General features: G+C 63.6%; 24 protein-coding genes. 14 read left to right on the top strand and 10 right to left on the bottom strand.

The window, feature by feature from the left end; translation table 11 throughout:
- Positions 1-55: 55 nt before the first annotated feature.
- Genes P6U25_RS24115 through P6U25_RS24125 form a run of 3 tightly spaced genes read right to left on the bottom strand, consistent with a single transcriptional unit; the run spans position 56 to position 2,987 of the window.
- On the bottom strand, positions 56-1,105 hold the full coding sequence (locus tag P6U25_RS24115) for a hydroxyacid dehydrogenase (RefSeq protein WP_407147259.1): 1,050 nt from the start codon (positions 1,103-1,105) through the stop codon (positions 56-58).
- A 15-nt stretch (positions 1,106-1,120) separates the two neighbouring features.
- On the bottom strand, positions 1,121-2,017 hold the full coding sequence (locus P6U25_RS24120) for an amidohydrolase family protein (protein WP_407147260.1): 897 nt from the start codon (positions 2,015-2,017) through the stop codon (positions 1,121-1,123).
- Positions 2,018-2,021: 4 nt separating this feature from the next.
- Positions 2,022-2,987: a tripartite tricarboxylate transporter substrate binding protein gene (locus P6U25_RS24125; RefSeq protein ID WP_407147261.1), complete on the bottom strand. Its 966-nt coding sequence runs from the start codon at positions 2,985-2,987 to the stop codon at positions 2,022-2,024.
- A gap of 172 nt (positions 2,988-3,159) precedes the next feature.
- On the opposite strand from P6U25_RS24125, the gene P6U25_RS24130 reads away from it, so the two are divergent.
- Positions 3,160-3,723, top strand: coding sequence for a decarboxylase (locus P6U25_RS24130; protein WP_407147262.1), 564 nt, complete (start codon positions 3,160-3,162; stop codon positions 3,721-3,723).
- Positions 3,724-3,731: 8 nt separating this feature from the next.
- Positions 3,732-4,334: a thiamine pyrophosphate-dependent enzyme gene (locus P6U25_RS24135; protein ID WP_407147263.1), complete on the top strand. Its 603-nt coding sequence runs from the start codon at positions 3,732-3,734 to the stop codon at positions 4,332-4,334.
- Between the two features lie 162 nt (positions 4,335-4,496).
- Here the strand turns inward: P6U25_RS24135 and P6U25_RS24140 are convergent, their stop codons facing one another.
- A complete protein-coding gene (locus P6U25_RS24140; protein ID WP_407147264.1) occupies positions 4,497-5,558 on the bottom strand; it encodes a ketopantoate reductase family protein in 1,062 nt (353 codons plus the stop codon).
- A 213-nt stretch (positions 5,559-5,771) separates the two neighbouring features.
- Complete coding sequence (locus P6U25_RS24145; RefSeq protein ID WP_407147265.1) at positions 5,772-7,901, bottom strand: acetate--CoA ligase family protein; 2,130 nt, start codon at positions 7,899-7,901, stop codon at positions 5,772-5,774.
- 216 nt (positions 7,902-8,117) lie between these two features.
- Between P6U25_RS24145 and P6U25_RS24150 the strand changes: the two genes are divergently transcribed.
- The 5 genes from P6U25_RS24150 to P6U25_RS24170 all read left to right on the top strand — a co-directional run bounded on the left by P6U25_RS24150 (position 8,118) and on the right by P6U25_RS24170 (position 12,701).
- The gene (locus P6U25_RS24150; RefSeq protein WP_407152598.1) at positions 8,118-8,813 is read left to right on the top strand and encodes a GntR family transcriptional regulator; all 696 of its coding nucleotides are present in this window, start codon (positions 8,118-8,120) and stop codon (positions 8,811-8,813) included.
- A gap of 72 nt (positions 8,814-8,885) precedes the next feature.
- Positions 8,886-10,616 carry an oxalyl-CoA decarboxylase gene (gene oxc / locus P6U25_RS24155; RefSeq protein ID WP_407147266.1) on the top strand — a complete coding sequence of 577 codons (1,731 nt, stop codon included), beginning with the start codon at positions 8,886-8,888 and terminating at the stop codon, positions 10,614-10,616.
- A gap of 159 nt (positions 10,617-10,775) precedes the next feature.
- The gene (gene frc / locus P6U25_RS24160; protein WP_407147267.1) at positions 10,776-12,053 is read left to right on the top strand and encodes a formyl-CoA transferase; all 1,278 of its coding nucleotides are present in this window, start codon (positions 10,776-10,778) and stop codon (positions 12,051-12,053) included.
- Positions 12,054-12,078: 25 nt separating this feature from the next.
- Positions 12,079-12,444 carry a hypothetical protein gene (locus P6U25_RS24165; RefSeq protein ID WP_407147268.1) on the top strand — a complete coding sequence of 122 codons (366 nt, stop codon included), beginning with the start codon at positions 12,079-12,081 and terminating at the stop codon, positions 12,442-12,444.
- A complete protein-coding gene (locus P6U25_RS24170; RefSeq protein WP_407147269.1) occupies positions 12,441-12,701 on the top strand; it encodes a hypothetical protein in 261 nt (86 codons plus the stop codon). Before P6U25_RS24165 ends, P6U25_RS24170 begins: the two co-directional genes overlap by 4 nt.
- Before the next feature lie 68 nt (positions 12,702-12,769).
- Here the strand turns inward: P6U25_RS24170 and P6U25_RS24175 are convergent, their stop codons facing one another.
- Positions 12,770-12,937 carry a hypothetical protein gene (locus P6U25_RS24175; protein WP_407147270.1) on the bottom strand — a complete coding sequence of 56 codons (168 nt, stop codon included), beginning with the start codon at positions 12,935-12,937 and terminating at the stop codon, positions 12,770-12,772.
- A 259-nt stretch (positions 12,938-13,196) separates the two neighbouring features.
- On the opposite strand from P6U25_RS24175, the gene P6U25_RS24180 reads away from it, so the two are divergent.
- The 7 genes from P6U25_RS24180 to P6U25_RS24210 all read left to right on the top strand — a co-directional run bounded on the left by P6U25_RS24180 (position 13,197) and on the right by P6U25_RS24210 (position 21,036).
- A complete protein-coding gene (locus P6U25_RS24180) occupies positions 13,197-14,342 on the top strand; it encodes an MFS transporter (RefSeq protein ID WP_407152599.1) in 1,146 nt (381 codons plus the stop codon).
- Between the two features lie 216 nt (positions 14,343-14,558).
- Positions 14,559-14,696, top strand: coding sequence for a hypothetical protein (locus P6U25_RS24185; RefSeq protein WP_407147271.1), 138 nt, complete (start codon positions 14,559-14,561; stop codon positions 14,694-14,696).
- A 257-nt stretch (positions 14,697-14,953) separates the two neighbouring features.
- Positions 14,954-16,243, top strand: a complete 1,290-nt coding sequence (gene oxlT, locus P6U25_RS24190) for an oxalate/formate MFS antiporter (RefSeq protein WP_407147272.1) — start codon at positions 14,954-14,956, stop codon at positions 16,241-16,243.
- Between the two features lie 243 nt (positions 16,244-16,486).
- Positions 16,487-17,803, top strand: coding sequence for an oxalate/formate MFS antiporter (gene oxlT, locus P6U25_RS24195; RefSeq protein WP_407147273.1), 1,317 nt, complete (start codon positions 16,487-16,489; stop codon positions 17,801-17,803).
- A 257-nt stretch (positions 17,804-18,060) separates the two neighbouring features.
- The gene (locus P6U25_RS24200) at positions 18,061-18,495 is read left to right on the top strand and encodes a CBS domain-containing protein (protein ID WP_407147274.1); all 435 of its coding nucleotides are present in this window, start codon (positions 18,061-18,063) and stop codon (positions 18,493-18,495) included.
- 239 nt (positions 18,496-18,734) lie between these two features.
- Positions 18,735-19,730, top strand: coding sequence for an NAD(P)H-dependent flavin oxidoreductase (locus P6U25_RS24205; RefSeq protein WP_407147275.1), 996 nt, complete (start codon positions 18,735-18,737; stop codon positions 19,728-19,730).
- 337 nt (positions 19,731-20,067) lie between these two features.
- Positions 20,068-21,036 carry a zinc-binding dehydrogenase gene (locus tag P6U25_RS24210; protein ID WP_407147276.1) on the top strand — a complete coding sequence of 323 codons (969 nt, stop codon included), beginning with the start codon at positions 20,068-20,070 and terminating at the stop codon, positions 21,034-21,036.
- Positions 21,037-21,136: 100 nt separating this feature from the next.
- On the opposite strand, the gene P6U25_RS24215 is transcribed toward P6U25_RS24210, so the two are convergent.
- The 4 genes from P6U25_RS24215 to P6U25_RS24230 form a co-directional block, all read right to left on the bottom strand.
- Positions 21,137-21,628 (bottom strand): septal ring lytic transglycosylase RlpA family protein, encoded by a 492-nt coding sequence (locus tag P6U25_RS24215; protein ID WP_407147277.1) that lies wholly within the window; start codon positions 21,626-21,628, stop codon positions 21,137-21,139.
- A gap of 427 nt (positions 21,629-22,055) precedes the next feature.
- A complete protein-coding gene (locus P6U25_RS24220; RefSeq protein ID WP_407147278.1) occupies positions 22,056-23,024 on the bottom strand; it encodes an aldo/keto reductase in 969 nt (322 codons plus the stop codon).
- Between the two features lie 99 nt (positions 23,025-23,123).
- Complete coding sequence (locus tag P6U25_RS24225; protein ID WP_407147279.1) at positions 23,124-23,324, bottom strand: DUF2905 domain-containing protein; 201 nt, start codon at positions 23,322-23,324, stop codon at positions 23,124-23,126.
- A gap of 839 nt (positions 23,325-24,163) precedes the next feature.
- Positions 24,164-24,457 (bottom strand): hypothetical protein, encoded by a 294-nt coding sequence (locus tag P6U25_RS24230; protein ID WP_407147280.1) that lies wholly within the window; start codon positions 24,455-24,457, stop codon positions 24,164-24,166.
- Positions 24,458-25,014 lie beyond the last annotated feature (557 nt).

Below are 25,014 nucleotides of genomic sequence, written 5' to 3' on the forward strand. Positions count from 1 at the left end.
CCGCAAGCGGGAGAGGGAGCCAACAGTCCGTGTGCGTGGCGCTTCGCGGATCGCCCTACCCCGGCATGAAGCCGAACGCCCTTTCGAACCGTCGGGCGTAGGCCGGCCAGACCTCGGGATTGATGACGCGCGGCGGGCGCTTGCCGTCGAGCGCGTCGAGGATCTGCTCGGCGGCGATCCGGCCCATGTTGATGCGCGCCTCGCGGGTGACGCCCGCGGTGTGCGGGCTCGCCAGCACATTGTCGAATTGCAGCAGCGGATGATCCGGCGGCGGCGGTTCCTTGGCCCAGACGTCGAGGCCGGCGCCCGCGATGCGCTTTTCGCGCAGCGCCGCCTCCAGCGCCGTCTCGTCGTGGATGAAGCCGCGCGCGGTGGTGACGAAATAAGCGTGCGGCTGCATCAGCGCGAATTCGCGCGCGCCGATCATGCCCCTGCTCTTGCTGTCGAGCGGGCACGAGATCGAGACGAAATCCGCACGGCGCAAGAGATCGTCGAGCTCCACCTTTTCCCCGCCCCGCTTCGCCATCTCATCCGCCGACAGATACGGATCGTAAGCGATCACCTTCATGTGCAGAAGGCCCTTGCACAGCTCGGCGATGCGGCGGCCGACATTGCCGAGACCGACGATGCCGACCGTCTTCTCCTTCAATTCGTTGCCGATCAGGTCGTTGCGGTTGACATTGGCTTCGCGCCGCAGCCGGCGATCGGACTGGATGATCCGCTTGGACAGCGTCAACAACATGCCGAGCGCGTGCTCGGCGACCGAATTGGCATTGCCGCCGGACTGGTTGACGACCAGCACGCCCGCCTTCGTGCAGGCGTCGACGTCGACGGGATCGAAGCCCGCGCCGTTCGAGGATACAATCAGCAGGTTCGGCGCACGCTTCAACAGGTCCGCATGGGCATGGAAGTGCGGCGCCAATTCGTCGCGCGCCGCGCCGATCTGATAGGCATGGGCCTCGGCCAGGATCGGCGCGAACTGCGCCTCCGGCGTCTCGTTCTCGAGCCGGTCGAGCCGCACGTCCGGCCGCTTCTTCAGGATGTCGACGTAGATGTCGTGGGCGAGATATTTGACGTAGAACACACGCTTGTTGTTGACGGTCATGTCTTCGAGCAGCTCTCAGTTTGGGAAGCCATAGAGTTTTGCGGGATTGTCGACCAAGATGCGGTGCCGTGTCGCCGCATCAGGCGTCCATTCGTGGAACAGGTCGAGCAGACGGCCGGCGTCAGGCATCTCGCCCTCGACCCGCGGATGCGGCCAGTCCCCGCCCCACACCAACCGCTCGGAATTCGCTGCGACCAGCGCCTCGTGGAACGGCCGCGCGTCGGGATAGTCAGGCGCCTGAAGGCTCAGGCGATGCGCGCCGGACAGTTTGGCCCAGCACCAGCCCTCCTCTACCGCGCGCAGCAGGCTCTGGAAACCCTCGGTGTTGATGCCAGCGCGGGCGTCGGTACGGCCCATGTGATCGACCACGACCGACAGACCCAGCTTCTTCAGCGTCGGGATCGTCGCGGGCAGATCCTTCACATCGATCCAGAGCTGCAGGTGCCAGCCTAGTTCGGCCATCACCGCGGCGTGCGTCGCGGCGACATCAAGGGGAATGCCGCCGCGGTAATGCAGTTGCCCGCCGCGGAAGAAATGATTGAAGCGCAAGGCGCGCACACCCAGCACATGCCATTGCCGCAACGTGCCCGGCGACACATCGGCGTCAGCTACCGCGACACCGCGCAGGCGCGCGGGTTCGCGCTGCAGCGCATCCAGCATCGCCGAATTGTCGCGGCCATGGGCGCTGCCCTGCACCAGAACGCCGCGGGCAAAGCCGAGCACATCGAGCATGCCGAGATATTTTTGCAGTGGTGCGTCCGGCGGCGTGTAGCTGCGATCCGCCGCATAGGGAAAGCGCATCGCTGGGCCGAACACATGCGCATGCGTGTCGCAGGCCTTTGCCGGCAGCTTCTGCTTCGGCGGCGTCACCGGACGCGGCGGCAGGCAGGCGGGAATGTCTGACGCGGCCATCGCCTCACTCCGCCGTCATGCCGGCGGCCTTGATGATCGGCCCCCATTTGTCATAGTCGGCGTGAATCTTCGCGTCGAATTTTTCCGGCGTGCTGCCGATCGGCATCGCGCCGAGCTTGCCGAGACGCTCCTGCACCGATTCCGTGTTCAGCGCCGCGACGAAATCATGCGAGATCCTCGCGACGAGATCGGCGGGCATGCCACCGGGTCCGAGCAGGCCCCACCACACCTCGGTATCGTAACCCGGCACGGTTTCCGACATGCTCGGCACGTCGGGCAGGAACGGCGCGCGTGTCGCGGTCGTCACCGCAAGTGCGCGAACCGTGCCCGCCTGCAACTGTCCAACGGATTCCGGACCATTGTTGAACGACATCGGGATCTGGCCACCGAGCAGATCGTTGATAGCGGGCGCACCGCCCTTGTAGGGGATCGCGCTCAGATCGATCTTGGCGAGACTGTTCAACAGCTCGCCGGCCAGATGCGTCGAGGTTCCGTTACCCGCATGGGCAAAGGACAGGCTGCCGGGCTTGGCTCTCGCCGCGGCGATGATGTCGCTGACCGACTTGAACGGAGAATCGGCGCGCACCAGCAGCACATTCGGTGACGAGGCGAGCAGCGAGACCGGCGAAAAATCCTTGAAGGTGTCGTAGGGCAGCTTCCGATACAGGAAGGGATTGGTGGCATGCCCGCTCGCCACCATGATCAGGCTGTAGCCGTCGGGCGCCGAGGTCGCGATCGCCTGCGAGGCGATCACGCCGCCGGCGCCGGGCCGGTTCTCGACCACGATCGATTGCCCCCAGCTCTTCGACACGCTGTCGGCGAGCGTGCGCGTCAGCACGTCGACGCCGCCGCCGGGCGGATAAGGCACCAGGATATGCACGGACTTGGTGGGGAACGGCTCGGCCGAGGCGATGCCAGCGGCAATCATCGCCGCTGCCGCAATGGCCATTCGCCAGACCCACCGGGCCATGCACGCCCTCCCGTCATTATTGTTGGCGTTTCTACCGCACGCTGGATCGGTGCCGGTATCGCCGAATTCCGCAGATCGCGTTGCGGCCGGGGCATGTTGACAATCCCGCGCACCGCGTCAAGTTTTCAGCTCCGCAAGCGGCCACAAGTGTCGCGCGATCAGGGAGACCGGGATGGCCGCAGCAGCGGAACAGAGCTCAGCCCAGAAGCCGGCGCCGGCCGCGACGACCTGGCACGGCATCGTGCTGGAGACGTTGAAGCGCAACGAGATCCGCCTGGTCCCCTATGTGCCTGACCGGGTGCTCACCACGCTGATCAAGAACCTGCATGCCGATCCCTATTTCACGACGTTTCCGACCGCGCGCGAGGAAGAGGCCGTCGGCATCGTCTCCGGCGCCTGGATGGCCGGGATGCGCGGCGCGGTGCTGATGCAGACCTCGGGCTTTGCCACGCTCGCCAATGTGCTGGCCTCGCTCGCGGTGCCCTACCAGATCCCGCTCATCATGTTCGTCTCCGAGCGCGGCACGCTAGGCGAGTTCAACTACGGCCAGGCGCTAGTCTGCCGCACCATGCGTCCGGTGCTGGATTCGCTGGCCGTAGAGCATCACACCATCACCCGGCTCGACGAGCTCGAATTTATCGCCGACCGCTCGATCAAGCAGGCCGTCACCACGCAAGCGCCGGTGGCGCTGATCCTCTCGCCGCTGCTCACTGGCGGCAAAGTGTTCGACAAGTGAGATCAGCCATGGCCGCAACACCAGCGCGCAACACCAAGGTGATGAACCGCTTCGATCTCACGCAGCGGCTCGTCGCCAAGCTGAAGGACGAGGCCGTGATCGGCGGCATCGGCAACACCAATTTCGACCTCTGGGCGGCCGGCCATCGCCCGCAGAACTTCTACATGCTGGGCAGCATGGGGCTCGCCTTCCCGATCGCGCTCGGCGTCGCGCTGGCGCAGCCGAAGCGGCGGGTGTTCGCGCTCGAAGGCGACGGCTCGCTGCTGATGCAGCTCGGCTGTCTCGCGACGATCGCGGCGCAGGCGCCGAAGAACCTCACCATGGTGGTGATGGACAACGGCATCTATCAGATCACCGGCAGCCAGCCGACCCCGGCTGCAGGCCATACCGATATCGTCGCGATCGCGCTGGCAAGCGGCCTTGCCAACAGTTCCTGGGCCGCCGATGAAGACGATTTCGAACGGTTGATCGAGCAATCGATGACGGCGGCGGCGCCGATGCTGATCGGCGTCCGCATCGACGACAAGCCCGGCACCGGCACGACACGCCGCGATCCCGTGCAAATTCGCGAGCGTTTCATGCATGGGATGGGGGTACGGCAGCCGTTGTAGGCAATCAGCCGCAGTAGCTCCACCCGTCATTGCGAGCGAAGCGACTTGTCCGCCGAAGCCTTTGGCGAAGGCGGAAGCAATCCATCCATTCGCATGCGCGGCAGATGGATTGCTTCGTCGCGATCGCTCCTCGCAATGACGGCGCTAGATACTTGGCTTAGCTCAATTCATCCGCAGCTCGGTGATGTGCCGCGGATCGGGACTGAGCTCACCGCGCTCGACACGCTTGACGATGTCGGTCAGCGCGGCATTGGCGTGGCAGGCAAGGCCGAGCTTCTCGCCCTCGCGGACCACGAAGCCGTTGAGGAATTCGATCTCGGTGCGCCGGCCCTTCTGCATGTCCTGGCCCATCGAGGGACGCTGCGCTGACGAAGTGCGCTTGGCGTCCTTGAAGCGCTGCTCGTCGCAGGCGCGCAGCGCCGCCTCGTCGCCTTCGCCGGCCCGCGCGATCGTCTCGGGCGGCAGATGCAGGATCTCCTCGAGCTGATAGCCGTAGGCCTGGCCGACGCGGATCGCCTCGCTGCCGAGTCGCGTCGAGAAGCGGCGCAGCGGCTCGCTTTGCAGCACCTCGCCGCCCGGCAGGCCGGTGCAGGCCGAAAGTCCGTTGCCCATCACGTTGGCGACCAGCTTCGACCAGCGCTCGCCCCAGAGGTTGCTGGTCACCTTCGCGCTGTCGGAATAGCCGACCAGGCGGCAGACCTCCTCCGCGCGCGACGTGACGCGGCCGTGCACCTCGCCGGCGCGAAACACGGTGTGCGCCGCCCCGCCCTTGCCGGCGCCGCGGTGGATGTGGCCGGGCTCGGGCAGGTTGACGGTGATGCTGCTCGCGATGCACCCGAGCGTCTTGCCCCAGCCGACGACGCCTGCGATCGTCTCCTCGTTCATGCAGTTCTGCAACGACACGACATAGCCGTCCGGCGCCAGATATTGCCGGATCAGCATGGTCGCCCACGCCGTGTCGTACGACTTCATGCACACGAAGGCGATGTCGACCGGCTTCTCTTTCGCCAGTTGCTGCGCATCGGTGACGTGGAGCGCGCGTACCGGCACCGAGAATTCCGCAACATCCATCGCGTGCGTCACGCGCAGGCCGTGCGTCCTCATATGCTCGACATGCGCGGGCCATGGATCGATGAAGGTGACGTCCTCACCTGCCTGCACCATATGCGCACCGGCATAGCCGCCGACGGCACCAGCTCCGACGATCGCGATCTTCCGACCCATGCGTCCATCCCCTGTCTGTTTCTTGATCGTGGCGGAGCAGTGTAGGGGATTGCGCGGCGACGCCAATCAGCCGCTTCATGCCAAAAGCGGGGCCGAGCCATGCGGAGACCTCACGTGCAAAATCCAGTCCCGCCGAAGTTCGAGCACACATGAAAATGCCGCTTCGAACGAGGTTCGAAGCGGCATCTATTGCTGGTTCAGAGTCGGATCAGATCAGAGCAAGCCCGCGCCGCGCGCCCATTTGTACTTGGCGCCGAGCACCTCGACCGGCAGCTCGGTCGAATAGGCGTAGGCCGGGATGCCGTTCTGGTAGAGATACTCGGCAGCCTCCTCGACCTCGACGTCGCCGGCCAGCGAAGCAACGATCGGCTTCACGAAGCCCTTGGCCTCCATCTCCTTCTTCACCTCGACCATGTTGCGTGCGAACACCATCGGCGGTGTCACGATCGTGTGCCAGTAGCCGAGGATCAGCGCGTGGATGCGATCGTCCGACAGGCCGAGCTTCACGGTGTTGACATAGGTGATCGGCGGCTCGCCGCCGGTGATATCCACAGGATTGCCGGCCGCACCGAACGGCGGAATGAACTTGCGGAACGCAGCATCGAGATCCGGCGGCATCTGCATCAGCGACAGGCCGTTGTCGACGACGGAGTCGGAGAGCAGCACGCCCGAGCCGCCGGCACCGGTGATGATCAGCACGTTCTCGCCCTTCGGCGTCGGCAGCACCGGCACGCCACGGGCGAATTCGAGCAATTGCCGCAGGCTGCGGGCGCGGATCACGCCGGACTGCTTGAAGACGTCCTCGTAGATCTTGTCGTTGCCGGCGAGCGCGCCGGTGTGCGACGAAGCGGCCTTGGCGCCGGCCGAGGTGCGGCCGGCCTTGAGCACGACCACCGGCTTCTTCTTGGCAACCCGCTTGGCGGCTTCCGCAAACGCGCGGCCGTCCTTCAAATCCTCGCAGTGCTGCGCGATCAGGTTGGTGTTCGGGTCCTGTTCGAAGAAGGCGAGCAGATCGTCCTCGTCGATGTCGGACTTGTTGCCGAGGCCGACGATCGCCGACACGCCCATCTTCGCCGAGCGCGAGAAGCCGATGATCGCCATGCCGATGCCGCCGGACTGCGACGACAGTGCCGCGTGGCCCTTGACGTCATAGGCGGTGCAGAAGGTCGCGCACAGATTGGCCGGCGTATAGTAGAAGCCGTAGATGTTCGGCCCCATCAGGCGGATGTTGTACTTCTTGCCGACCTCGACGATCTCGGCCTGCAACTCAGGTGCGCCGGCCTCCGCGAAGCCCGAGGGGATCAGCACCGCGCCGGGGATTTTCTTTTCGCCGCATTCGGCGAGCGCACCGGCGACGAACTTCGCGGGGATCGCGAACACCGCCGTGTCGATCACGCCGGGCACGTCCTTGACGCTCTTGTAAGCCTTGTAGCCGAGGATCTCGTCGGCCTTGGGGTGGATCGGATAGATCTCGCCCTTATAACCGCCGTTGATGAGGTTCTTCATCACGGAGTTGCCGATCTTGCCGTCCTCGGCGGACGCGCCGATCACCGCAACGCCCTTCGGCTGCATGATGCGGTTCATCGCTGCGACGATCTCTTCGGTCGGACGCGGCGCCGGACGTGGCTTGTAGTTGAAGTCGACGACGATGCGGACGTCGGCCGCGATCGCGTTCTTGCTGGTGGCGAAGACGGGGTTGAGGTCGAGCTCGACAATCTCGGGGAAATCGCTGACGAGCTGCGAGACCTTGACGATAACGTCGGCCAGCGCCTCGCGATTGACGGGATCGCCGCCGCGCACGCCCTTCAGCATCTCGTGCGCCTGGATGCCGTCGAGCATTGACAGCGCATCCTCCTTGGTCGCGGGCGCGAGGCGGAACGTGATGTCCTTGAGCACCTCGACCAGCACGCCGCCGAGCCCGAAGGCAACCAGCTTGCCGAACGAGCCGTCGGTGATGGACCCGACGATGACCTCGGTGCCGCCGCCGAGCATCTGCTGCACCTGGATGCCTTCGATCCTGGCGTCGGCCTTGTACTTCTTGGCATTGGCGAGAATCGCAGCGTAGCTCTTCTCGGCCTCCTCGGCGCTCTTGACGCCGACCACGACGCCGCCGGCTTCCGTCTTGTGGAGGATGTCGGGTGAGACGATCTTCATCACGACCGGGAACCCCATGTCGGAGGCGATCCGCGCGGCATCCGCCGCGGACTTGGCGACCCCCTCCTTCGGCACCGATATACCGTAGGCGTCGCACACCACCTTGCCCTCGGGCGCGGTGAGGCTCGTGCGCTTCTCAGCCCTGACCGCATCGAGAACTTTGCGGACCGCATCCTTTGAGTTTGACATCGGCTTCCTCCTGGGACAAATTTTATGGCATTTGGTATGCCAGAGGGGGAATTGTCAAGATCACTGAATGCCCAAAAGCGCCGAAAATAAAGGTATCTTGACATTCTGGTATTTGGCATGCCAAAAAACTAAGGTAATTTCTTCTGCTAAGAAGACGTCTCCAAAAGGAGGAGACGAGTCGTGGCCGAACCAAAACAGACCAAGGCGTCGCCTATCATGGCAGACACGGATATCGCCATCGTCCGGATCGCGCCGGAGACGAGCTTCAAGAACAAGGCCTATGAGGCCTTGAAGGAAGCGATTCTGAAGATGGACATCTACGCGACGCCCGAACCGGTAATGCTCGACGAGCGCGCCCTGTCCGAACGGCTCGGCGTCAGCCGCACGCCGATCCGCGAGGCGATCGCGATGCTCGAGCAGGACGGCTTCGTGAAGACCGTGCCGCGCCGCGGCATCGTCGTGGTCCGCCGCAGCAAGGCGGAGATCGTCGACATGATCCGCGCGTGGGCGGCGCTGGAAAGCATGGCCGCACGGCTGATCACGACCACCGCGCGCAAGAAGGACATCACGGCGCTGCGCGACTTCTTCAGGGATTTCGGCCCCGATCGTCTGCCTGAAGATCACGTCGAGGAATATTCCAAGGCCAACATCGCATTCCATCAGGCGCTGATCTCGCTGTCGGAATCGCCCGTGCTGGTCGACCTCACCAACGACCTGCTGCTGCACGTGCGCGGCTATCGCCAGCTCACGATCGGCCGCAAGGACCGCACCGCGACCTCCCTGCCCGAGCATCTCGGGATCATCGAGGCGCTGGAAGCGCGCGACACCGAGCTCGCCGAGAAGCGCGCGCGCGATCACACGCTTGGGCTGGCCGCCTATGTCGAGGCACACGGCCAGGAACTATTTACGTAGCACTCAAAGTCCACACGCTTCAGACGACCATCAGATCGTCCGAAACAAAGAACGATCAGGGAGACGATGCCGATGCTGAATACCGCTGCGAAGTCCGAGGCACCGGGCACCGAGCAGGAATTGACCGATGGCTTCCACCTCGTCATCGATGCACTCAAGCTCAACGGCATCAACACCATCTACGGTGTGCCGGGTATCCCGATCACGGACCTGGGCCGCATGGCCCAGGCGGCGGGCATTCGCGTGCTGTCGTTCCGCCACGAGCAGAACGCCGGCTATGCCGCGTCGATCGCGGGCTTCCTGACCAAGCGCCCCGGCGTCTGCCTCACGGTGTCGGCGCCCGGCTTCCTCAACGGCCTCACCGCGCTCGCCCACGCCACCACCAACTGCTTCCCGATGATCCTGATCTCGGGCTCCTCCGAGCGCGAGATCGTCGACCTGCAGCAGGGCGACTATGAGGAGATGGATCAGCTCGCGATTGCCAAGCCGCTGTGCAAGGCCGCGTTCCGGGTGCTGCACGCCCAGGATATCGGCATCGGACTTGCGCGCGCGATCCGCGCCGCGGTGTCCGGCCGTCCGGGCGGCGTCTATCTCGACCTGCCGGCAAAGCTGTTCTCCCAGGTGATGAATGCCGATGCCGGCCAGAAGTCGCTAGTCAAGGTGATCGACGCGGCGCCCGAGCAGATCCCCTCGCCTGCGGCGGTGAAGCGCGCGCTCGACGTGCTCAAGAGCGCGAAGCGGCCGCTGATCATTCTCGGCAAGGGCGCGGCCTACGCGCAGGCCGACGAGCAGATCAAGGCCCTGGTCGAGAAGAGCGGCGTGCCGTTCCTGCCGATGAGCATGGCCAAGGGTCTGCTGCCCGACCTGCATCCGCAATGCGCGGGCGCCGCGCGCTCGACCGTGCTGAAGGAGGCCGACGTCGTGATGCTGATCGGCGCCCGCCTCAACTGGCTATTGTCGCACGGCAAGGGCAAGACCTGGGGCGATGCTCCGAAGAAGTTCATCCAGATCGACATCGAGCCGAAGGAGATGGACTCCAACATCGAGATCGCGGCCCCCGTGGTGGGCGATATCGGTTCCTGCGTCACGGCGCTGCTCGAGGGAATGGGTGCGAACTGGCCGGCAGCGCCGGCCGAGTGGGTCAGCAAGATCACGACCAAGCGCGACGAGAACGTCGCCAAGATGGCACCGAAGCTGATGAGCAACGCCTCGCCGATGGACTATCACGGCGCGCTCGGCGCACTGCGCGCCATCATCAAGGAGCGGCCGGACACCATCTTCGTCAATGAAGGCGCCAACACGCTCGACCTCGCCCGCGGCGTGGTCGACATGCACAAGCCGCGCAAGCGGCTCGACGTCGGCACCTGGGGCGTGATGGGCATCGGTATGGGCTATTCGATTGCGGCTGCGATCGAGACCGGCCACCCCGTGCTCGCCGTCGAGGGCGACAGCGCCTTCGGCTTCTCTGGCATGGAGGTCGAGACCATCTGCCGCTACAAGCTGCCGATCTGCGTCGTGATCTTCAACAATGACGGCATCTATCGCGGCACCGACGTCAACAGCGCAAACGCCGATCCGGCGACCACCGTGTTCGTCAAGGGTTCGCGCTACGACAAGATGATGGAAGCCTTCGGCGGCGTCGGCGTCAACGCGACCTCGCCTGACGAACTGAAGCGCGCAGTCAACGCGGCGCTGGATTCCGGCAAGCCGACACTGATCAACGCGGTGATCGATCCGGCTGCCGGCTCGGAGAGCGGCCGCATCGGCAACCTCAATCCGCAGAGCGTTCTGAAGAAGAAGTGAACCGTTTAACCCACCGGTGTCATTCCCCGCGCAGGTGGGGAATCCAGTAAGCGCCGAACCATCGTGTGACGAAGGTTCTGCCCGACTGACCAACGGTGATTACTGGATGCCCGCCTTCGCGGGCAATGACGACAACAGGTAGCAGAAGGAGCAGACATTATGACCAAGGCGCTCACGGGCGTTCGCATTCTCGATTTCACCCACGTCCAGTCGGGCCCGACCTGCACGCAGTTGCTGGCCTGGTTCGGCGCCGACGTGATCAAGGTCGAGCGCCCCGGCGTCGGCGACATCACGCGCGGCCAGCTTCAGGACATCCCGAACGTGGACAGCCTGTATTTCACCATGCTGAACCACAACAAGCGCTCGATCACGCTCGACACCAAGAACCCCAAGGGCAAGGAAGTGCTGACCGCGCTGATCAAGAAGTGCGACGTGCTGGTCGAGAATTTCGGCCCCGGCGTGCTCGACCGCATGGGCTTCTCCTGGGAGAAGATCCAGAGCATCAACCCGAAGATGATCGTCGCCTCGATCAAGGGTTTTGGCCCCGGCCCGTATGAGGACTGCAAGGTCTACGAGAACGTCGCGCAGTGCACCGGCGGCGCCGCCTCCACCACCGGCTTCCGCGACGGCCTGCCGCTCGTGACCGGCGCGCAGATCGGTGACAGCGGTACCGGCTTGCATCTCGCGCTCGGCATCGTCACTGCGCTCTATCACCGCACGCACTCCGGCAAGGGCCAGCGCGTCACCGCGGCGATGCAGGACGGTGTCTTGAACCTCTCGCGTGTCAAGCTGCGCGACCAGCAGCGCCTCGCCCACGGCCCGCTCAAGGAATACAGCCAGTTCGGCGAAGGCATCCCGTTCGGTGACGCCGTGCCACGTGCCGGCAACGATTCCGGCGGCGGCCAGCCGGGCCGCATCCTGAAGTGCAAGGGCTGGGAGACCGATCCGAACGCCTACATCTACTTCATCACCCAGGCCCCGGTCTGGGAGAAGATCTGCGACGTGATCGGCGAGCCGACCTGGAAGACCGATCCGAACTACGCCAAGCCGGCCGCCCGCCTGCCGCGGCTGAACGAGATCTTCGCCCGCATCGAGCAGTGGACGATGACCAAGACCAAGTTCGAGGCGATGGAGATCCTCAACAAGGACGACATCCCCTGCGGTCCGATCCTGTCGATGAAGGAACTGGCGGAAGATCAGTCGCTGCGCGCGACCGGCACCGTGGTCGAGGTCGACCATCCGACCCGCGGCAAGTATCTCTCGGTCGGCAACCCGATCAAGCTGTCGGACTCACCAAGCGACGTGAAGCGCTCGCCGCTGCTCGGCGAGCATACCGACGAGATCCTGCGCGAGGTGCTCGGCTTCTCCGATCACCAGGTCGCCGAGATCCACGATTCCGGCGCGCTCGATCCGCCCCAGAAGCAGGCGGCGGAGTAGGCCTCGCACCCAAGCAACACTACGGATGGCCGCGGGCAACCGCGGCCATTTTTGTTTGGAGCAAGAAGCTCCATCGGTTCGGCGGCGGCTCCACCTTTTCGAGCTAAAGCGCGATGAGATCGGGTCGAATCCCCATCGCGCTTTGGCTCTTTGTTTGAGCATGATCTGTTCGGAAAACCGCTCCACACTTTTGCGGATGATGCTCTCACGTTTGCAATTTGCGCACGGACCTTCCGTGACGGGTGCGCAGAAGTCCAGGAAACCGATCGGCAGCGGTCTCATCATCGTGATCGACGGCAAGATGTGGAGAATCTCACATCAGGCAGTGGCATCAGAGCGTATTCTTCCGGATGCGATTGAAAGTTCGGTTATTGACGGGAGGATACCATGAAGAAGGTCATTCTTGTTTCGATCGCAGTTGCGTCTCTCTCTACGGCGGCACTCGCCGATGCACGCACAGCAGGACACCAGGTGCACCATCGCCATCTCGTGATGAGCACCGGCGTCAATCCTGTTCTGCTCAACGCCAATGCCAGCCTTAACGGCGATGGCAGTGACCACGCGATGCATATGCGGAACCTTCGCGATTCCGGCTACAACCCGAAGAACGACTTTGACTCTGATGGCAACGTGTCGGTTGCCAACTAACCGGGCACGGGAGGGCATGGGGAGCCCTCCCTCAAACCAAGCTCGAACTTGCTCATGCCCGCACAAGGTCAGAAGGTGATATCGTTCAGCCTCACGGCGATGTCCGCCTTCAACTCTTTGCGGTGAACGTCATCGACGAATTGATGTAAGTACCCGGCGCCTGAGCCGTCGAGGCCGAGCTTCCACAGCGGCGGCAGCGCGGCGAAGGTCGGCCCACAGCTTCTAATTCGAACCACGCCGCCTGCACTTCCGCCTCGCGTCCCCGAATGCCAACATCCGCGGGCGAGCTGGCGCCGGAGTCCCGTGATGCTCGCCGGGCCGTGAGCTGGTGGCTCTTGCCGAGGCGAGGTGGTAGCGTGTGGCCGCATCCAAGATGACCCGCTGCCGGCGGGTTTTTCTTTTGCCCAGCGAGGAGGCAATGTGACGGCCGAGCCCAACTCATCTCCCGCGCCGGCCCGGATCCCTGCGGGAGTCTGGGCGCTGGGCTTCGTATCGATGCTGATGGACATCTCCTCGGAGATGATCCACGCGCTGCTGCCGGTCTATCTCGTCACCGTGCTCGGCACCTCGATGGTGACGGTCGGCTTCATCGAAGGCGTCGCCGAAGCGACCGCCTCGATCACGAAGATATTCTCAGGCGCGTTGTCCGACTGGCTCGGCAAACGCAAGCTCCTTGCGGCAATCGGCTACGGAATTGCCGCCTTCACCAAGCCGGTGTTTCCGCTGGCGCCGACCGTCGGCTGGCTGATTGGCGCCCGCTTCATCGATCGCGTCGGCAAGGGCATCCGCGGCGCGCCACGCGACGCGCTCGTTGCCGATATCGCGCCCGCCGCATTGCGCGGCGCGAGCTTTGGGCTTCGGCAATCGCTCGACACGATCGGCGCCTTCGTCGGCCCCCTGCTCGCCATCTGGCTGATGTGGGCCAGCGCGGATAACTTCCGCGCGGTGTTCTGGCTTGCCGTCATTCCGGCCTTCCTCTCACTCGCCTTGATCGTGCTGGCCGTCGAAGAGCCGAAGCGTCACGCCGACGAAAGACATGCAAAAAATCCGCTCAGCCTCGCCGCCGTGAAGCATCTCGGCAAACCCTATTGGCGCGTGGTCGGGATCGGCGTCGTATTCACGCTCGCCCGCTTCAGCGAAGCGTTCCTGATCCTGCGCGCACAAAATGTCGGACTCGGCGCGATGTGGGTCCCCGCGGTGCTGGTGCTGATGAACATCGTCTATGCGCTCTCGGCCTATCCCGCCGGTGTGCTGTCCGACCGGATCAATCGCACGGGCCTGCTCGCAATCGGGCTCGTATGCCTCGCCGCGGCCGATCTCGCGCTGGCCACCCTCGCGAATCTCGGCGGGCTGGCACTTGGCGTCGTCTTTTGGGGTCTGCACATGGGGCTGACACAAGGCCTGTTCGCAACGCTGATCGCTGATACCTCGCCGGCCCCGCTGCGTGGCACCGCCTACGGCTATTTCAACCTGTTGTGCGGCATCGCAATGCTGTGCTCGAGCGTCATCGCGGGCGCGCTCTGGGACTCATTCGGGCCCGCGGCCACGTTCCTTAGCGGCCTTGTCTTTGCCCTGTTGTCGCTCGCTGGACTGCTTGCCATCGATACCATCGTCAAGCCGGCGAACGGCCGGGAACGTTGAGGCGGCGCCACGCGCCCGGAGCCCCTCCCGGGGCATCGCAGCCAGGTTCCCATGGTGACGGACAATCTGGGATGCCAATCGGGTCATTTTTGCTGCAATGCACAGTGGCGTATGCTGCTATGCAAACAAGCCCGTTGTGTCTGGCATCTGGCATACCTAGATTGCCCCCAGATGATGAGCCGGCACGTTGCTGGACTCCAGACAAAGGGGACATCAATGTCCAAGACCACCGCTATCGCGCTCACGCCGTCCACAACCCTGTTCGGCCGCCTGTTGGCCACGATCGACCGCCTCCTGATGAAGAGCGCGGAGATCTCCAACCGGAACGGCGATCTGCCGCGCTTCGGCCTGTAAGGCGCAGAGGCTCCAGCGTCCGCGATCGAAACGGCTTTCGTCGCGAGACCCGAGCCGACAGCGAAGAATTCCTGCAATGGCCCCGATCTCCGGGGCCATTTTTGTTGCGCTGAGCCAATCCATCCACTGCGACCACGCGCAACGCTGCGGCATAAGCGCACGCTGCCGCTGCGACCGCTTGAACGTTGGCATATCGAATACCAAGATGCTCGCGGCGCGCCGAGAGCACAATCACGACAAGCGCGTTGGGAGGATCAATGTCGGAAATGGCTCAGGCAACTGCGGCCCCAGCGGCCGCGCGCGTCAGCGACACCTATCGGTGGACACAACTTGCGATCGGCGTCGCCGCAATGGTGATGATCGCAAACTATCAGTACGGGTGGACGTTCTTCGTCCCCGATATCCAGAAGAAATTCGGATGGGATCGTGCCTCGATCCAGTGGGCCTTCACCCTGTTCGTGCTGTTCGAGACCTGGCTGGTGCCGGTTGAAGGCTGGTTCGTCGACAAATACGGTCCGCGCATCGTCGTGCTCGTCGGCGGCATATTGTGCGCGCTCGGCTGGGCGATCAACGCGCAGGCGACCACGCTCAACGGCTACTACCTCGGCATGATCATTGCGGGCATCGGCGCCGGCGGCGTCTATGGCACCTGCGTCGGCAATGCGCTGAAATGGTTTCCGGACAAGCGGGGCCTGGCGGCCGGCATCACCGCGGCAGGCTTCGGCGCCGGTTCGGCGCTGACGGTCGCGCCGATCCAGGCGATGATCAAGGACTCCGGCTTTCAGACCACCTTCCTCTATTTCGGTCTCGGCCAGGGCATCATCATCGTGCTGCTCGCCTTCTTCCTGCTCGCGCCCAAGGCCGGACAGGTGCCGCAGGTGGTGCAGAACGCCAATCTGGTGCAGACCCGCCGCAACTATCAGCCGACCGAAGTGCTGCGGCAGCCGATCTTCTGGCTGATGTACTTCATGTTCGTGATCGTCGGCGCCGGCGGCCTGATGGTGACGGCGAACCTGAAGCCGATCGCGGTGGACTGGAAGGTCGACAACATTCCGGTGACCCTGGTCGGCATGACCATGACGGCCGTGACCTTCGCAGCCACCATCGACCGAATCCTCAACGGCCTGACGCGCCCGTTCTTCGGCTGGATCTCCGACATGATCGGTCGCGAGAACACGATGTTCCTCGCCTTCGGCATGGAAGGCATCGGCATCTGGATGCTTTACCTCTGGGGACATGACCCGGTCTGGTTCGTGCTGCTCTCCGGCTTCGTGTTCTTCGCCTGGGGCGAGATCTACTCGCTGTTCCCCTCGACCTGCACCGACACGTTCGGGGCGAAGTTCGCCACCACCAATGCGGGCCTGCTCTACACGGCAAAGGGCACTGCGGCGCTGCTGGTCCCGATCGCCAACTACATGCAGCAGTCGTCGGGCCATTGGGACAACGTGTTCGTCATCGCGGCCGGCGCCAACATTCTCGCATCCATCCTTGCGATCGCGGTGCTCAAGCCCTGGCGCAAGCTCGTGGTGGCGAAGTCGACCGCGTAAGCATCAGGCGCATCTCCAACTCCGCGAAACGCCCGGCCCGACGCCGGGCGTTTCCATTTGCGGAGGGGTCAGCAGGCGCGGCGATCAGGCCCGCTTTACATGCTAATTTTGCTGCGGTGCAAACGAAGGATAAGCTTGCTTTCTGGGATATAGTATACCAACATCACCCGATGCCTTGTGACAATAAGCCACAAGGATTGCGACACTCGGTCACAAGAACTAGAGCGCGCTCGGGAGGACTTGATGGTTTCCAGCAATACGGCTGTCACGCAAGCACAACCTTCGTCCAGTGGCTTCCGCTGGCTGCAACTCGTCATGGGCATCGTCTGCATGGCGATGATCGCGAACCTGCAGTACGGCTGGACGCTGTTCGTCGATCCGATCGACGGCGCCCATCACTGGGGCCGCGCGTCGATCCAGCTCGCCTTCACCATCTTCGTGGTGACCGAGACATGGCTGGTGCCGATCGAGGCCTGGTTCGTCGATAAATACGGCCCGCGTCTCGTCATCATGTTCGGCGGCATCATGATCGCGTCGGCCTGGGTGCTCAATTCCTACGCCAATTCGCTCACCCTGCTCTACGTCGCCGCCGTGTTCGGCGGCATCGGCGCAGGCTCGGTTTACGGCACCTGCGTCGGCAACGCGCTGAAGTGGTTTCCGGATCGCCGCGGCCTCGCCGCGGGCGCGACGGCCGCCGGCTTCGGCGCGGGCGCCGCGCTCACCGTGGTGCCGATCGCCAAGATGATTGCCGCCAGCGGCTACCAGTCCGCGTTCTTCAATTTCGGCATTGGGCAAGGCCTGATCGTGTTCGTGCTGGCCTTCTTCATCCGCCCGCCTTCCGTCGCGATCCCGCCGAAGAAGAAGCAACTCAATCTGCCGCAGACCAAGATCGACTTTACGCCGCCGCAGGTGCTGCGCAGCCCGATCTTCTGGATCATGTATCTGGTGTTCGTGATGGTCGCCGCCGGCGGCCTGATGGCGGCGGCACAGATCGCGCCGATCGCGCACGACTACAAGATCGCCACCACGCCGGTCACCCTCGCCGGCTTCCAGATGGCGGCGTTGACCTTCGCGATCTCGCTCGACCGCATCTTCGACGGCTTCGGACGTCCGTTCTTCGGCTGGGTCTCCGACACCATCGGCCGCGAGCACACGATGTTCATCGCCTTCGGCACCGGCGCGCTGATGCTACTGACGCTCTCGACCTGGGGCCATCATCCGCTGGTGTTCGTGCTGGCGACCGCGGTTTACTTCGGCGTGTTCGGCGAGATCTACTCGCTGTTTCCGGCGACCTGCGGCGACACCTTCGGCGCGAAGTTCGCAACCACCAACAACGGCATGCTCTACACGGCGAAAGGCACGGCGTCGCTGCTGGTGCCGGCCGCCAGCATCGTCGCCACCAACTTTGGCTGGCATGCGGTGTTCGTGATTGCGGTCGCGCTGAATGCCACCGCCGCGCTGATGGCCGTGTTCGTCATCAAGCCGCTGCGGCGCGCCTTCATCCATGGCAACGAGGCTGCCGCCGAGGCCGCGACGGCGGCCACCGCCAAGACGGCCTGATCTCGCATTGCTGGCTCAGTGGTTGGAGGCGCACTTCGGTGCGCCTCTTATTTTTGCCTGGAGCTTCAGGCATACCAGATACAAGACGTCAGTCCGACGTGCCGTTTGCCCGTGAGTTGGCCATGACGACCATCGATAAACGTCAGAAAACCTGCCTAATCCTTGCGAATCTTCGTCGTGGAATCCTGTAGACCTTGTTGACAATTGGCATTATGTATACCAGACTCGCGCCGTTGATGACCCCCAAGGAGGTTGCCATGCAAGTCGGAGATATCCTGCGCAAGAAAACCGCCCGCGTTGCAACGGTTCGCATGAACGAGACCGTGGCGATCGCCGCGCAACTGATGCGGGCCAGCAATATCAGTGCGCTCGTGGTGAAGGATGTCGTCCGCACCGAGGGCAACACCGCCGTCGGCATGTTTACCGAGCGCGACGTGGTGCGCGCGATCGCCACCCACGGCGCAGCGGGCGCCGGCATGCGCGTGTCGCAATTCGTCGCCGTGCAGCAGCTCGTGTCGTGCAACTCGACGGACACGCTCGATCATGTCCGTCATCTCATGAACAAGCACCACATCCGCCACGTGCCGGTGATCGACAATTACAGCCTGATCGGCGTCGTCAGCATGCGCGACATCTCGGCCGCGTTCGACGAGCAAGCGACCACCTCGGTGCGTCAAGCCGTGCCGGCCTGAGATCATCACGTTCAGCGCACGTAACGTTGAACGCAGCATGATTGCGATTGATTGATCGCTCGCGCTGGCGGAGATGCATCGACAGCGAACGCTTGCGCGAGCCTTCCATTTCCGCATGGGCGCGCCGCCCCTGCCAGGTAGACATTTGCCTGATACGACTGCATCCTGCCGCTCGACATCCATAACAACCGTGCGCGGCCGTCCGCGCCACGGAAAATTCCAGTGGAAACGAGGGCAGAATGATCACGACACGCTTCACCGAGATGTTCGGCGTCGAGCACCCGATCGTGCAGGGCGGCATGCAGTGGGTCGGGCGCGCGGAGCTGGTGGCGGCCGTCGCCAATGCCGGCGCGCTCGGCATGATCACGGCGCTGACCCAGCCGACGCCGGACGACCTGCGCAAGGAAATCGCGCGCTGCCGCGAGATGACCGACAAGCCGTTCGGCGTGAACCTCACCATCCTCCCCGCGATCAAGCCGCCGCCTTACGCCGAATACCGCCAGGCTATCATCGAGAGCGGTATCAAGATCGTCGAGACTGCCGGCAACAAACCGCAGGAGCATGTCGACGAATTCAAGAAGCACGGCGTCAAGGTGCTGCACAAATGCACCAGCGTCCGCCACGCGCTGTCCGCCGAGCGCATGGGCGTCGATGCAATCTCGATCGACGGCTTCGAATGCGCCGGCCATCCTGGCGAGGACGATACCCCCGGCCTGATCCTGATCCCGGCCGCCGCCGACAAGGTGAAGATTCCGATGATCGCCTCGGGCGGTTTCGGCGACGCCCGCGGCCTAGTCGCAGCTCTCGCGCTCGGCGCCGACGGCATCAACATGGGCACGCGCTTCATGTGCACCAAGGAAAGCCCGATCCATCAGCTCGTGAAGGAGCGCATCGTCGCCAATGACGAGCGCGAGACCGAGCTGATCTTCCGCACCATGCGCAACACCTCGCGCGTTGCCAAGAATGCGATCTCGACCAAGGTCGTGCAGATGGAGAAGGAAGGCGCCAAGTTCGAGGACGTCCGCGAGCTCGTCGCCGGCGCCCGCGGCAAGATGGTCTACGCCACAGGCGATGCCGACGAGGGCATCTGGTCGGCCGGCCAGGTGCAGGGCCTGATCCACGACATCCCGTCCTGCGCCGAGCTCATCTCACGCATCGTGCGCGAGGCGGAGGCGATCATTGCTGAAAGGCTCGAGGCCATGATGTCCGGAGGCAAGCGCCAGGCCGCGGAGTAGGGAAATAGAAAGGGTGATGCTCGGCCCCTGTGATCCGTCACCCTGAGAGGCGTAAATTTATGTGGCCGTCATTGCGAGGAGCGATAGCGACGAAGCAATCCATGCTTCCGCGTATGCCGTACGCTGGATTGCTTCGCTTCGCTCGCAATGACGGCGTGGAGCAGTGCGCCCGTTCACCCTGAGGAAGCCGCGAAGCGGTCGTCTCGAAGGGCGAACGGCCACCAGCCGGGCCACCACCCTTCGAGGCTCGCCCAGCAGCGCAAGTGCGCCGCAAGGCTCGCACCTCAGCATGACGGAGCGGCTATTCGCGTCAGACGACACAAACGAGAGCAAGCCCATGAAAGCCTATGTGTACGGTGCCAACGGCCCCGAAATCACCGACGTCGCCAAGCCCACACCGAAGGGCACGCAGGTGCTGGTCAAGGTCCACGCCTGTGGTCTTAACCGCGCCGATCTCGGCATGACCAAGGGCCACGCCCATGGCGCGGCCGGCGGCGTCGGCACCGTGCTCGGCATGGAATGGGCCGGCGAGGTTGCCGAGCTCGGTCCCGATGCGAAGGGCGTCAAAGTCGGCGACAGGATCATGGGCTCTGGCGGCGCGGCGTTTGCCGAGTACACGCTGGCCGATCACGGCCGGCTGTTCCGCGCGCCGTCGAACATGAACTTCGACGAGGCCGCCACCCTCCCCGTCGCCCTCGCCACCATGCACAACGCCGTCGTCACCAACGGCGCGCTGCAACCGGGTCAGACCGTGCTGATCCAGGGCGCGAGCTCCGGTGTCGGGCTGATGGCGATGCAGATCGCCAAGCTGAAGGGCGCCAAGCTCGTGGTGGGATCATCGACCGATGCAATGCGCCGCGGGCGGCTGAAGGAGTTCGGCGCCGATCTCGCAGTAGACTCCAAGGATCCCGGCTGGGTCGATCAGGTGTTGCAGGCCACCGGCGGCGAAGGCGTCGATTTGATCGTCGATCAGGTCTCCGGGCCGGTCGCGAACCAGAATCTCAAGGCGACCAAGGTCAAGGGCCGCATCGTCAATGTCGGCCGGCTCGGCGGCACCCACGCCGACTTCAACTTCGACCTGCATGCGGCGCGCCGCATCCACTATATCGGCGTCACCTTCCGCACCCGCACCATCGAGGAGATCCGCGATATCTTCGACGAGGTCAGGAAGGACATCTGGCCTGCGGTGGAGCAACGCAAGCTGCAACTTCCGATCGACAAGGTCTACAAGTTCGCCGACATCGGCAACGCGTTCGCGCACATGGAAGCGAACAAGCACCTCGGCAAGATCGTGGTGACGCTATAGCGGCGTTGCGCGGATGAGCATGCCGGGCGGATCATGCTGCGATCATCCGCCCTGAGCGCGAGCCAGGAGGGCTGCGCTCTCGCTCTTTCGGCGGCGACGTTCAGCCGACCGGTCCGGGAGTCCAATAGTCTCCCGAAAGCGGAATAACTCTTACGTCCTTAATGACCCCGAGCTGCAGACTTGGATCGAAATGGCGCATCGTCCGCTCATTGAGGTCAATGATGCGCCCAGGCGTGAGTGGCCCCACGTCATTGATCTTGACGATGACCTTCTTGCCCACAGCCTCAACGAGGGCAAATTTCGGCTTCGCGCCAAATTGCACCCCACCGAATTTCTGACGCAAGCTCGTCTTGATGGCGGCCGCCCAGCCAGAGGGATCATAGCGCTCGCCCGAGGCCGTGCTCGGACCGCCCTCCCGCCATCCGGGCCGGAACGGATTGTACATGGATGCCGCGCCGACAATCGCATTCCCGGAAGCGGCAATGACGGCTGCGGCTGAATGAACCGTACTGGTTTCACTTCGCGCAACTGTAACAGACATGGCAAGCGCAATCACGGCGCCGCAAATTGCGGCGCTCGAGCCGAATAGCATCAGGACTCCTTGACCGATTTCTTTGATCGTTCGGTTCCCGATGCCGCAAAGGCATGGTCAAACGAACGCGGAGGCGTTTTAGGAACTCGTTTCAATCTTCTTGCAGACTCGTTCCCAGCGATGGAACTATTGTGGGAACCGGGGAGGTTTCTCACGCAGTGTTTTAGTTGTCACCGACTAAGACAGAGATTGCGTCAGCAACATGACTGAACACGGTTCCTTCGACTGCGGGTGAGGAGGAGCACGCGCTCATCGGCGCGGCGATCGCGCACATGCAAGCGAACAAGCAACCCGGCAAGATGTGGTGACGCTGTAGCGGACACCGCGTCGCGCAGCGGGCAATCGACGCAGTGCGTAGGATGGGTAGAGCAAAGCGAACAAGCATCATGCAGACAACAAGCGCAGTTGTGTCCGCCTCGAACAATGATCAGCGCGTCTCGCCGGAAAAGGCCTGCCGCAAGACCGACAGCCTGTCGAGCGCAACTTGCGGCAGCGGGCCTTTCTGAACTGCCGCGAGAGCCGCCTCGAATTGTTGCGGCGTCGCCATGCCAACCAGGATCGTGCCCATGGCCGGATGCGACAGCGCGAACCGCGTAGCGGCTTCGGTCAGGCTTGCAGCAAAACCGTCCTCGACCAGCGGCAGCAGTCGACGCGCGCGATCGATGTCGGCATCGTAGCTCATCGCCGAACCGATCGGCTCGGGTGCCGGGCCCGCAATCGGATGACGTTCGGCTGACGCAGACAACGCGCCACCGGCGAGCACGCGGATGCCCACGACGCCGACGCCGGCAGACTTGGTATGGTCGAACAATCGGCGATAATCCTGTGCCGGATAGCTCGGCGGCAGATCCTCCCCGGCCGACGGATTGAGCATGTTGTAGACGACCTGCGCGCTGTCGAGGACGCGGGCATCGATCACCTGCTGCAGTGCCACAGTCTCGCCGACGGCCGTCATCCCGAGGAAACGAACCTTCCCCTGATCACGCAGGCGCGCGAACGCCGGCACCACCTCGTCCAGCACCTGCCGAGTGTTGAGCGTCGCGCCGCCACCTGCTTCGGTGATCGGATTGTGCAGATGAAAGATGTCGACCTGATCGAGGCCGAGACGAGCCAGGCTGCCTTCGAGCGAAAGCCTGACGGCATCGACAACGCGGCCATACTCCCCTGGCTGCAACCGGACCTTGGTGCCGACGACCACATTGGACGGCCTGAGTTGCCGCAAGGCGCGGCCAAGGTTCTGCTCCGACGCGCCATTGCCGTACTGCACCGCGGTGTCGAAATAATTGACGCCGGCGGCGATCGCCCGCGCAACCGTACGCTCCTGGTCGGCAGCATCACCACGCACCATCAATCCACCCACGGCACCGCAGCCGAAGCCCAGGACCGAGAGCTGCATTCCTGTACGCCCAAAGACCCGCAATTGCATCGCCGTTCCTCAACTTTGGAATTTGCCGCCGTGGCTCAGCATCCGCAGACGCGAGAAGTGCCAAGGAATCTATCGATTGATCAGCCAAAGGACCACGCTCAGGACAATGCTGATGATGAGCGACGTCATGAGCGGAAAGTAGAACGAAAAATTCGGCCGCTGGATCACGATGTCACCGGGCAACCGCCCCAGACCCAGCCTGCCGATCAAAGGCCAGCAGATTCCCATCACGACCAGGACAACTCCGAGGACAATAAGCGTGCGCGACATCTTCCGCCCTCCCTATACCTCGCATCCGTGGCGTAGCTGCGCCATCGAAGCGGCACCGAACATGGGGACGAGCAAAGCCAAAGTGCTGAGTGATCTAACCCTCGCATCGATCGTAGAGCGGGAGCTGAGTCAATTGCATAGGAAAGGCAAGCAGACGCGTCAAAAAAAGGTGTCATCGCCCGGCTTGCCGCCTCCGCAAGATGCTTCGGCGCGCCTGATACCCGAGCCCCGTCGAAGACTTGGCGTAGACGGGACCAGGCGATCCGGTACGCTGCGGCTTCTCGATTCAATCGCAATCGCCTCTGGCATGCTGGATCCCCGCATTCGCGGGGATGACATGTGGCTCGCGGCTCGCCCGTGACGCCTACGCCGGAGGCTGAAAGCGCGTAGCGCGTAGGATGGGTAGAGCGAAGCGAAACCCATCGTCTCACCGCGCCGACGAAACTTCATGGGTTTCGCGTCGCTCGACTGAGCCGGCCGGTTCAGCCTGTCACTGGTATCCGCTCTGATCTGAAAAGCGACCCAGTTGTTGCACACACGCGAAACGACGCGAAGAGCCAACAGGCGACACTCTCCGAAACGATGGAGACGTCCAAATCAGAGAAGGAACTTTATTCGAACCAAGATCGCGGTGCCACGGCTTGCCCGAAGGCATCAACTTCTACATCCACGACAAACTGTAGGATCGCGAGGCCATGCGGGAGCACATGGACCGCTATCACCCAATGCAGCACTATTGCCGCACCGACGGCCACGTGCCGCGCCGGCAGGCGCGGCTGGCCGCGCCCGCGTTGTAGCGCAGCCCTGTGTCCCCGTATTCCGGGGCGCCTGTCCGAACGCTAATGGCGCGGTGGCCGCTTCTCCGGCTCTCCGCTCTTGTTGCCGGGCAATCCCTTGATGCGGGCGGAGTCCTGCTCCTGGGTCGTGATATTGCCCTGTTTGGTTGTCGACGTCGAACCAACCGTTCCCTTTTGCGCGGGAGGCCCATTTTTGTTACCGGGCTGGCCTGGAATTCCAGCACCAGAGTTCTGCCCGCTGGGAGCGGTGGCCGGCGGATAGTTCGATTGCGCCGAGGCCGTCACGCCTGACAGAACCAACGCGCATGCAAGTACGCCAATGGTGCTTAACTTCATGGCGTTCATCTCCGATTGTGGCTTCGTTGAGGTTCGAACGTTCACCGCGGGCGCGCGTTCCTGTTTTCGCCCATTTTTAAGCGGTCATATTGAAAGCGGTCACAAGGTCACCCAGCAGCGTGTAGAGCGAAGCGAAACCCATCGTCTCACCGCGCGGACAAGACTTGATGGGTTTCGCTTCGCTCGACCCATCCTACGAGGCAGATCGTGATGGCAACGGGTGTTGCCCATTGGACACGACGGGCAACTCAGCAAAACGCGTCAATCCCTCGCCTCAAAAATATTTCGCTTTATCAGAAATAGAACTCGTATATGATCCGCCCGTCTCACCCTATCGAGGGGCGCTTCGCGATCGTCACGGGTGTTGCGGTGAGATGCGGTGGACGCTGATTGCACGACTGACGAGCGCGCATGAGGCGGACGGTGAAATCGTGTGGTCCTGACGCCCCAGTGGCTGGTGTCCTCTTGCAAGGCGCCACGCGTCTTGCAAGGGCGGTGACAACAAAGCCCGGTCTCGCCGGGGAGAGCACGTATAAGCCGTAAAACCATCGCGCAGG

It is taken from the genome of Bradyrhizobium sp. ORS 86 (genome assembly GCF_045571475.1).
GTDB lineage: Bacteria > Pseudomonadota > Alphaproteobacteria > Rhizobiales > Xanthobacteraceae > Bradyrhizobium.

Excerpts from the sequence above, each read along its gene's own strand:
- oxlT (WP_407147272.1), top strand. The coding sequence starts at position 14,954 with ATGTCGGAAATGGCTCAGGCAACTGCGGCCCCAGCGGCCGCGCGCGTC.
- oxlT (WP_407147273.1), top strand. The coding sequence starts at position 16,487 with ATGGTTTCCAGCAATACGGCTGTCACGCAAGCACAACCTTCGTCCAGT.
- P6U25_RS24200 (WP_407147274.1), top strand. The coding sequence starts at position 18,061 with ATGCAAGTCGGAGATATCCTGCGCAAGAAAACCGCCCGCGTTGCAACG.
- P6U25_RS24125 (WP_407147261.1), bottom strand. The coding sequence starts at position 2,987 with ATGGCCCGGTGGGTCTGGCGAATGGCCATTGCGGCAGCGGCGATGATT.
- P6U25_RS24230 (WP_407147280.1), bottom strand. The coding sequence starts at position 24,457 with ATGAAGTTAAGCACCATTGGCGTACTTGCATGCGCGTTGGTTCTGTCA.
- P6U25_RS24145 (WP_407147265.1), bottom strand. The coding sequence starts at position 7,901 with ATGTCAAACTCAAAGGATGCGGTCCGCAAAGTTCTCGATGCGGTCAGG.
- P6U25_RS24185 (WP_407147271.1), top strand. The coding sequence starts at position 14,559 with ATGTCCAAGACCACCGCTATCGCGCTCACGCCGTCCACAACCCTGTTC.
- P6U25_RS24115 (WP_407147259.1), bottom strand. The coding sequence starts at position 1,105 with ATGACCGTCAACAACAAGCGTGTGTTCTACGTCAAATATCTCGCCCAC.
- P6U25_RS24130 (WP_407147262.1), top strand. The coding sequence starts at position 3,160 with ATGGCCGCAGCAGCGGAACAGAGCTCAGCCCAGAAGCCGGCGCCGGCC.
- P6U25_RS24135 (WP_407147263.1), top strand. The coding sequence starts at position 3,732 with ATGGCCGCAACACCAGCGCGCAACACCAAGGTGATGAACCGCTTCGAT.
- P6U25_RS24220 (WP_407147278.1), bottom strand. The coding sequence starts at position 23,024 with ATGCAGCTCTCGGTCCTGGGCTTCGGCTGCGGTGCCGTGGGTGGATTG.
- P6U25_RS24165 (WP_407147268.1), top strand. The coding sequence starts at position 12,079 with ATGGCCGCGGGCAACCGCGGCCATTTTTGTTTGGAGCAAGAAGCTCCA.
- P6U25_RS24225 (WP_407147279.1), bottom strand. The coding sequence starts at position 23,324 with ATGTCGCGCACGCTTATTGTCCTCGGAGTTGTCCTGGTCGTGATGGGA.
- P6U25_RS24140 (WP_407147264.1), bottom strand. The coding sequence starts at position 5,558 with ATGGGTCGGAAGATCGCGATCGTCGGAGCTGGTGCCGTCGGCGGCTAT.
- P6U25_RS24150 (WP_407152598.1), top strand. The coding sequence starts at position 8,118 with ATGGCAGACACGGATATCGCCATCGTCCGGATCGCGCCGGAGACGAGC.
- oxc (WP_407147266.1), top strand. The coding sequence starts at position 8,886 with ATGCTGAATACCGCTGCGAAGTCCGAGGCACCGGGCACCGAGCAGGAA.
- P6U25_RS24170 (WP_407147269.1), top strand. The coding sequence starts at position 12,441 with ATGAAGAAGGTCATTCTTGTTTCGATCGCAGTTGCGTCTCTCTCTACG.
- P6U25_RS24215 (WP_407147277.1), bottom strand. The coding sequence starts at position 21,628 with ATGCTATTCGGCTCGAGCGCCGCAATTTGCGGCGCCGTGATTGCGCTT.
- frc (WP_407147267.1), top strand. The coding sequence starts at position 10,776 with ATGACCAAGGCGCTCACGGGCGTTCGCATTCTCGATTTCACCCACGTC.
- P6U25_RS24205 (WP_407147275.1), top strand. The coding sequence starts at position 18,735 with ATGATCACGACACGCTTCACCGAGATGTTCGGCGTCGAGCACCCGATC.
- P6U25_RS24180 (WP_407152599.1), top strand. The coding sequence starts at position 13,197 with ATGCTGATGGACATCTCCTCGGAGATGATCCACGCGCTGCTGCCGGTC.
- P6U25_RS24120 (WP_407147260.1), bottom strand. The coding sequence starts at position 2,017 with ATGGCCGCGTCAGACATTCCCGCCTGCCTGCCGCCGCGTCCGGTGACG.
- P6U25_RS24210 (WP_407147276.1), top strand. The coding sequence starts at position 20,068 with ATGAAAGCCTATGTGTACGGTGCCAACGGCCCCGAAATCACCGACGTC.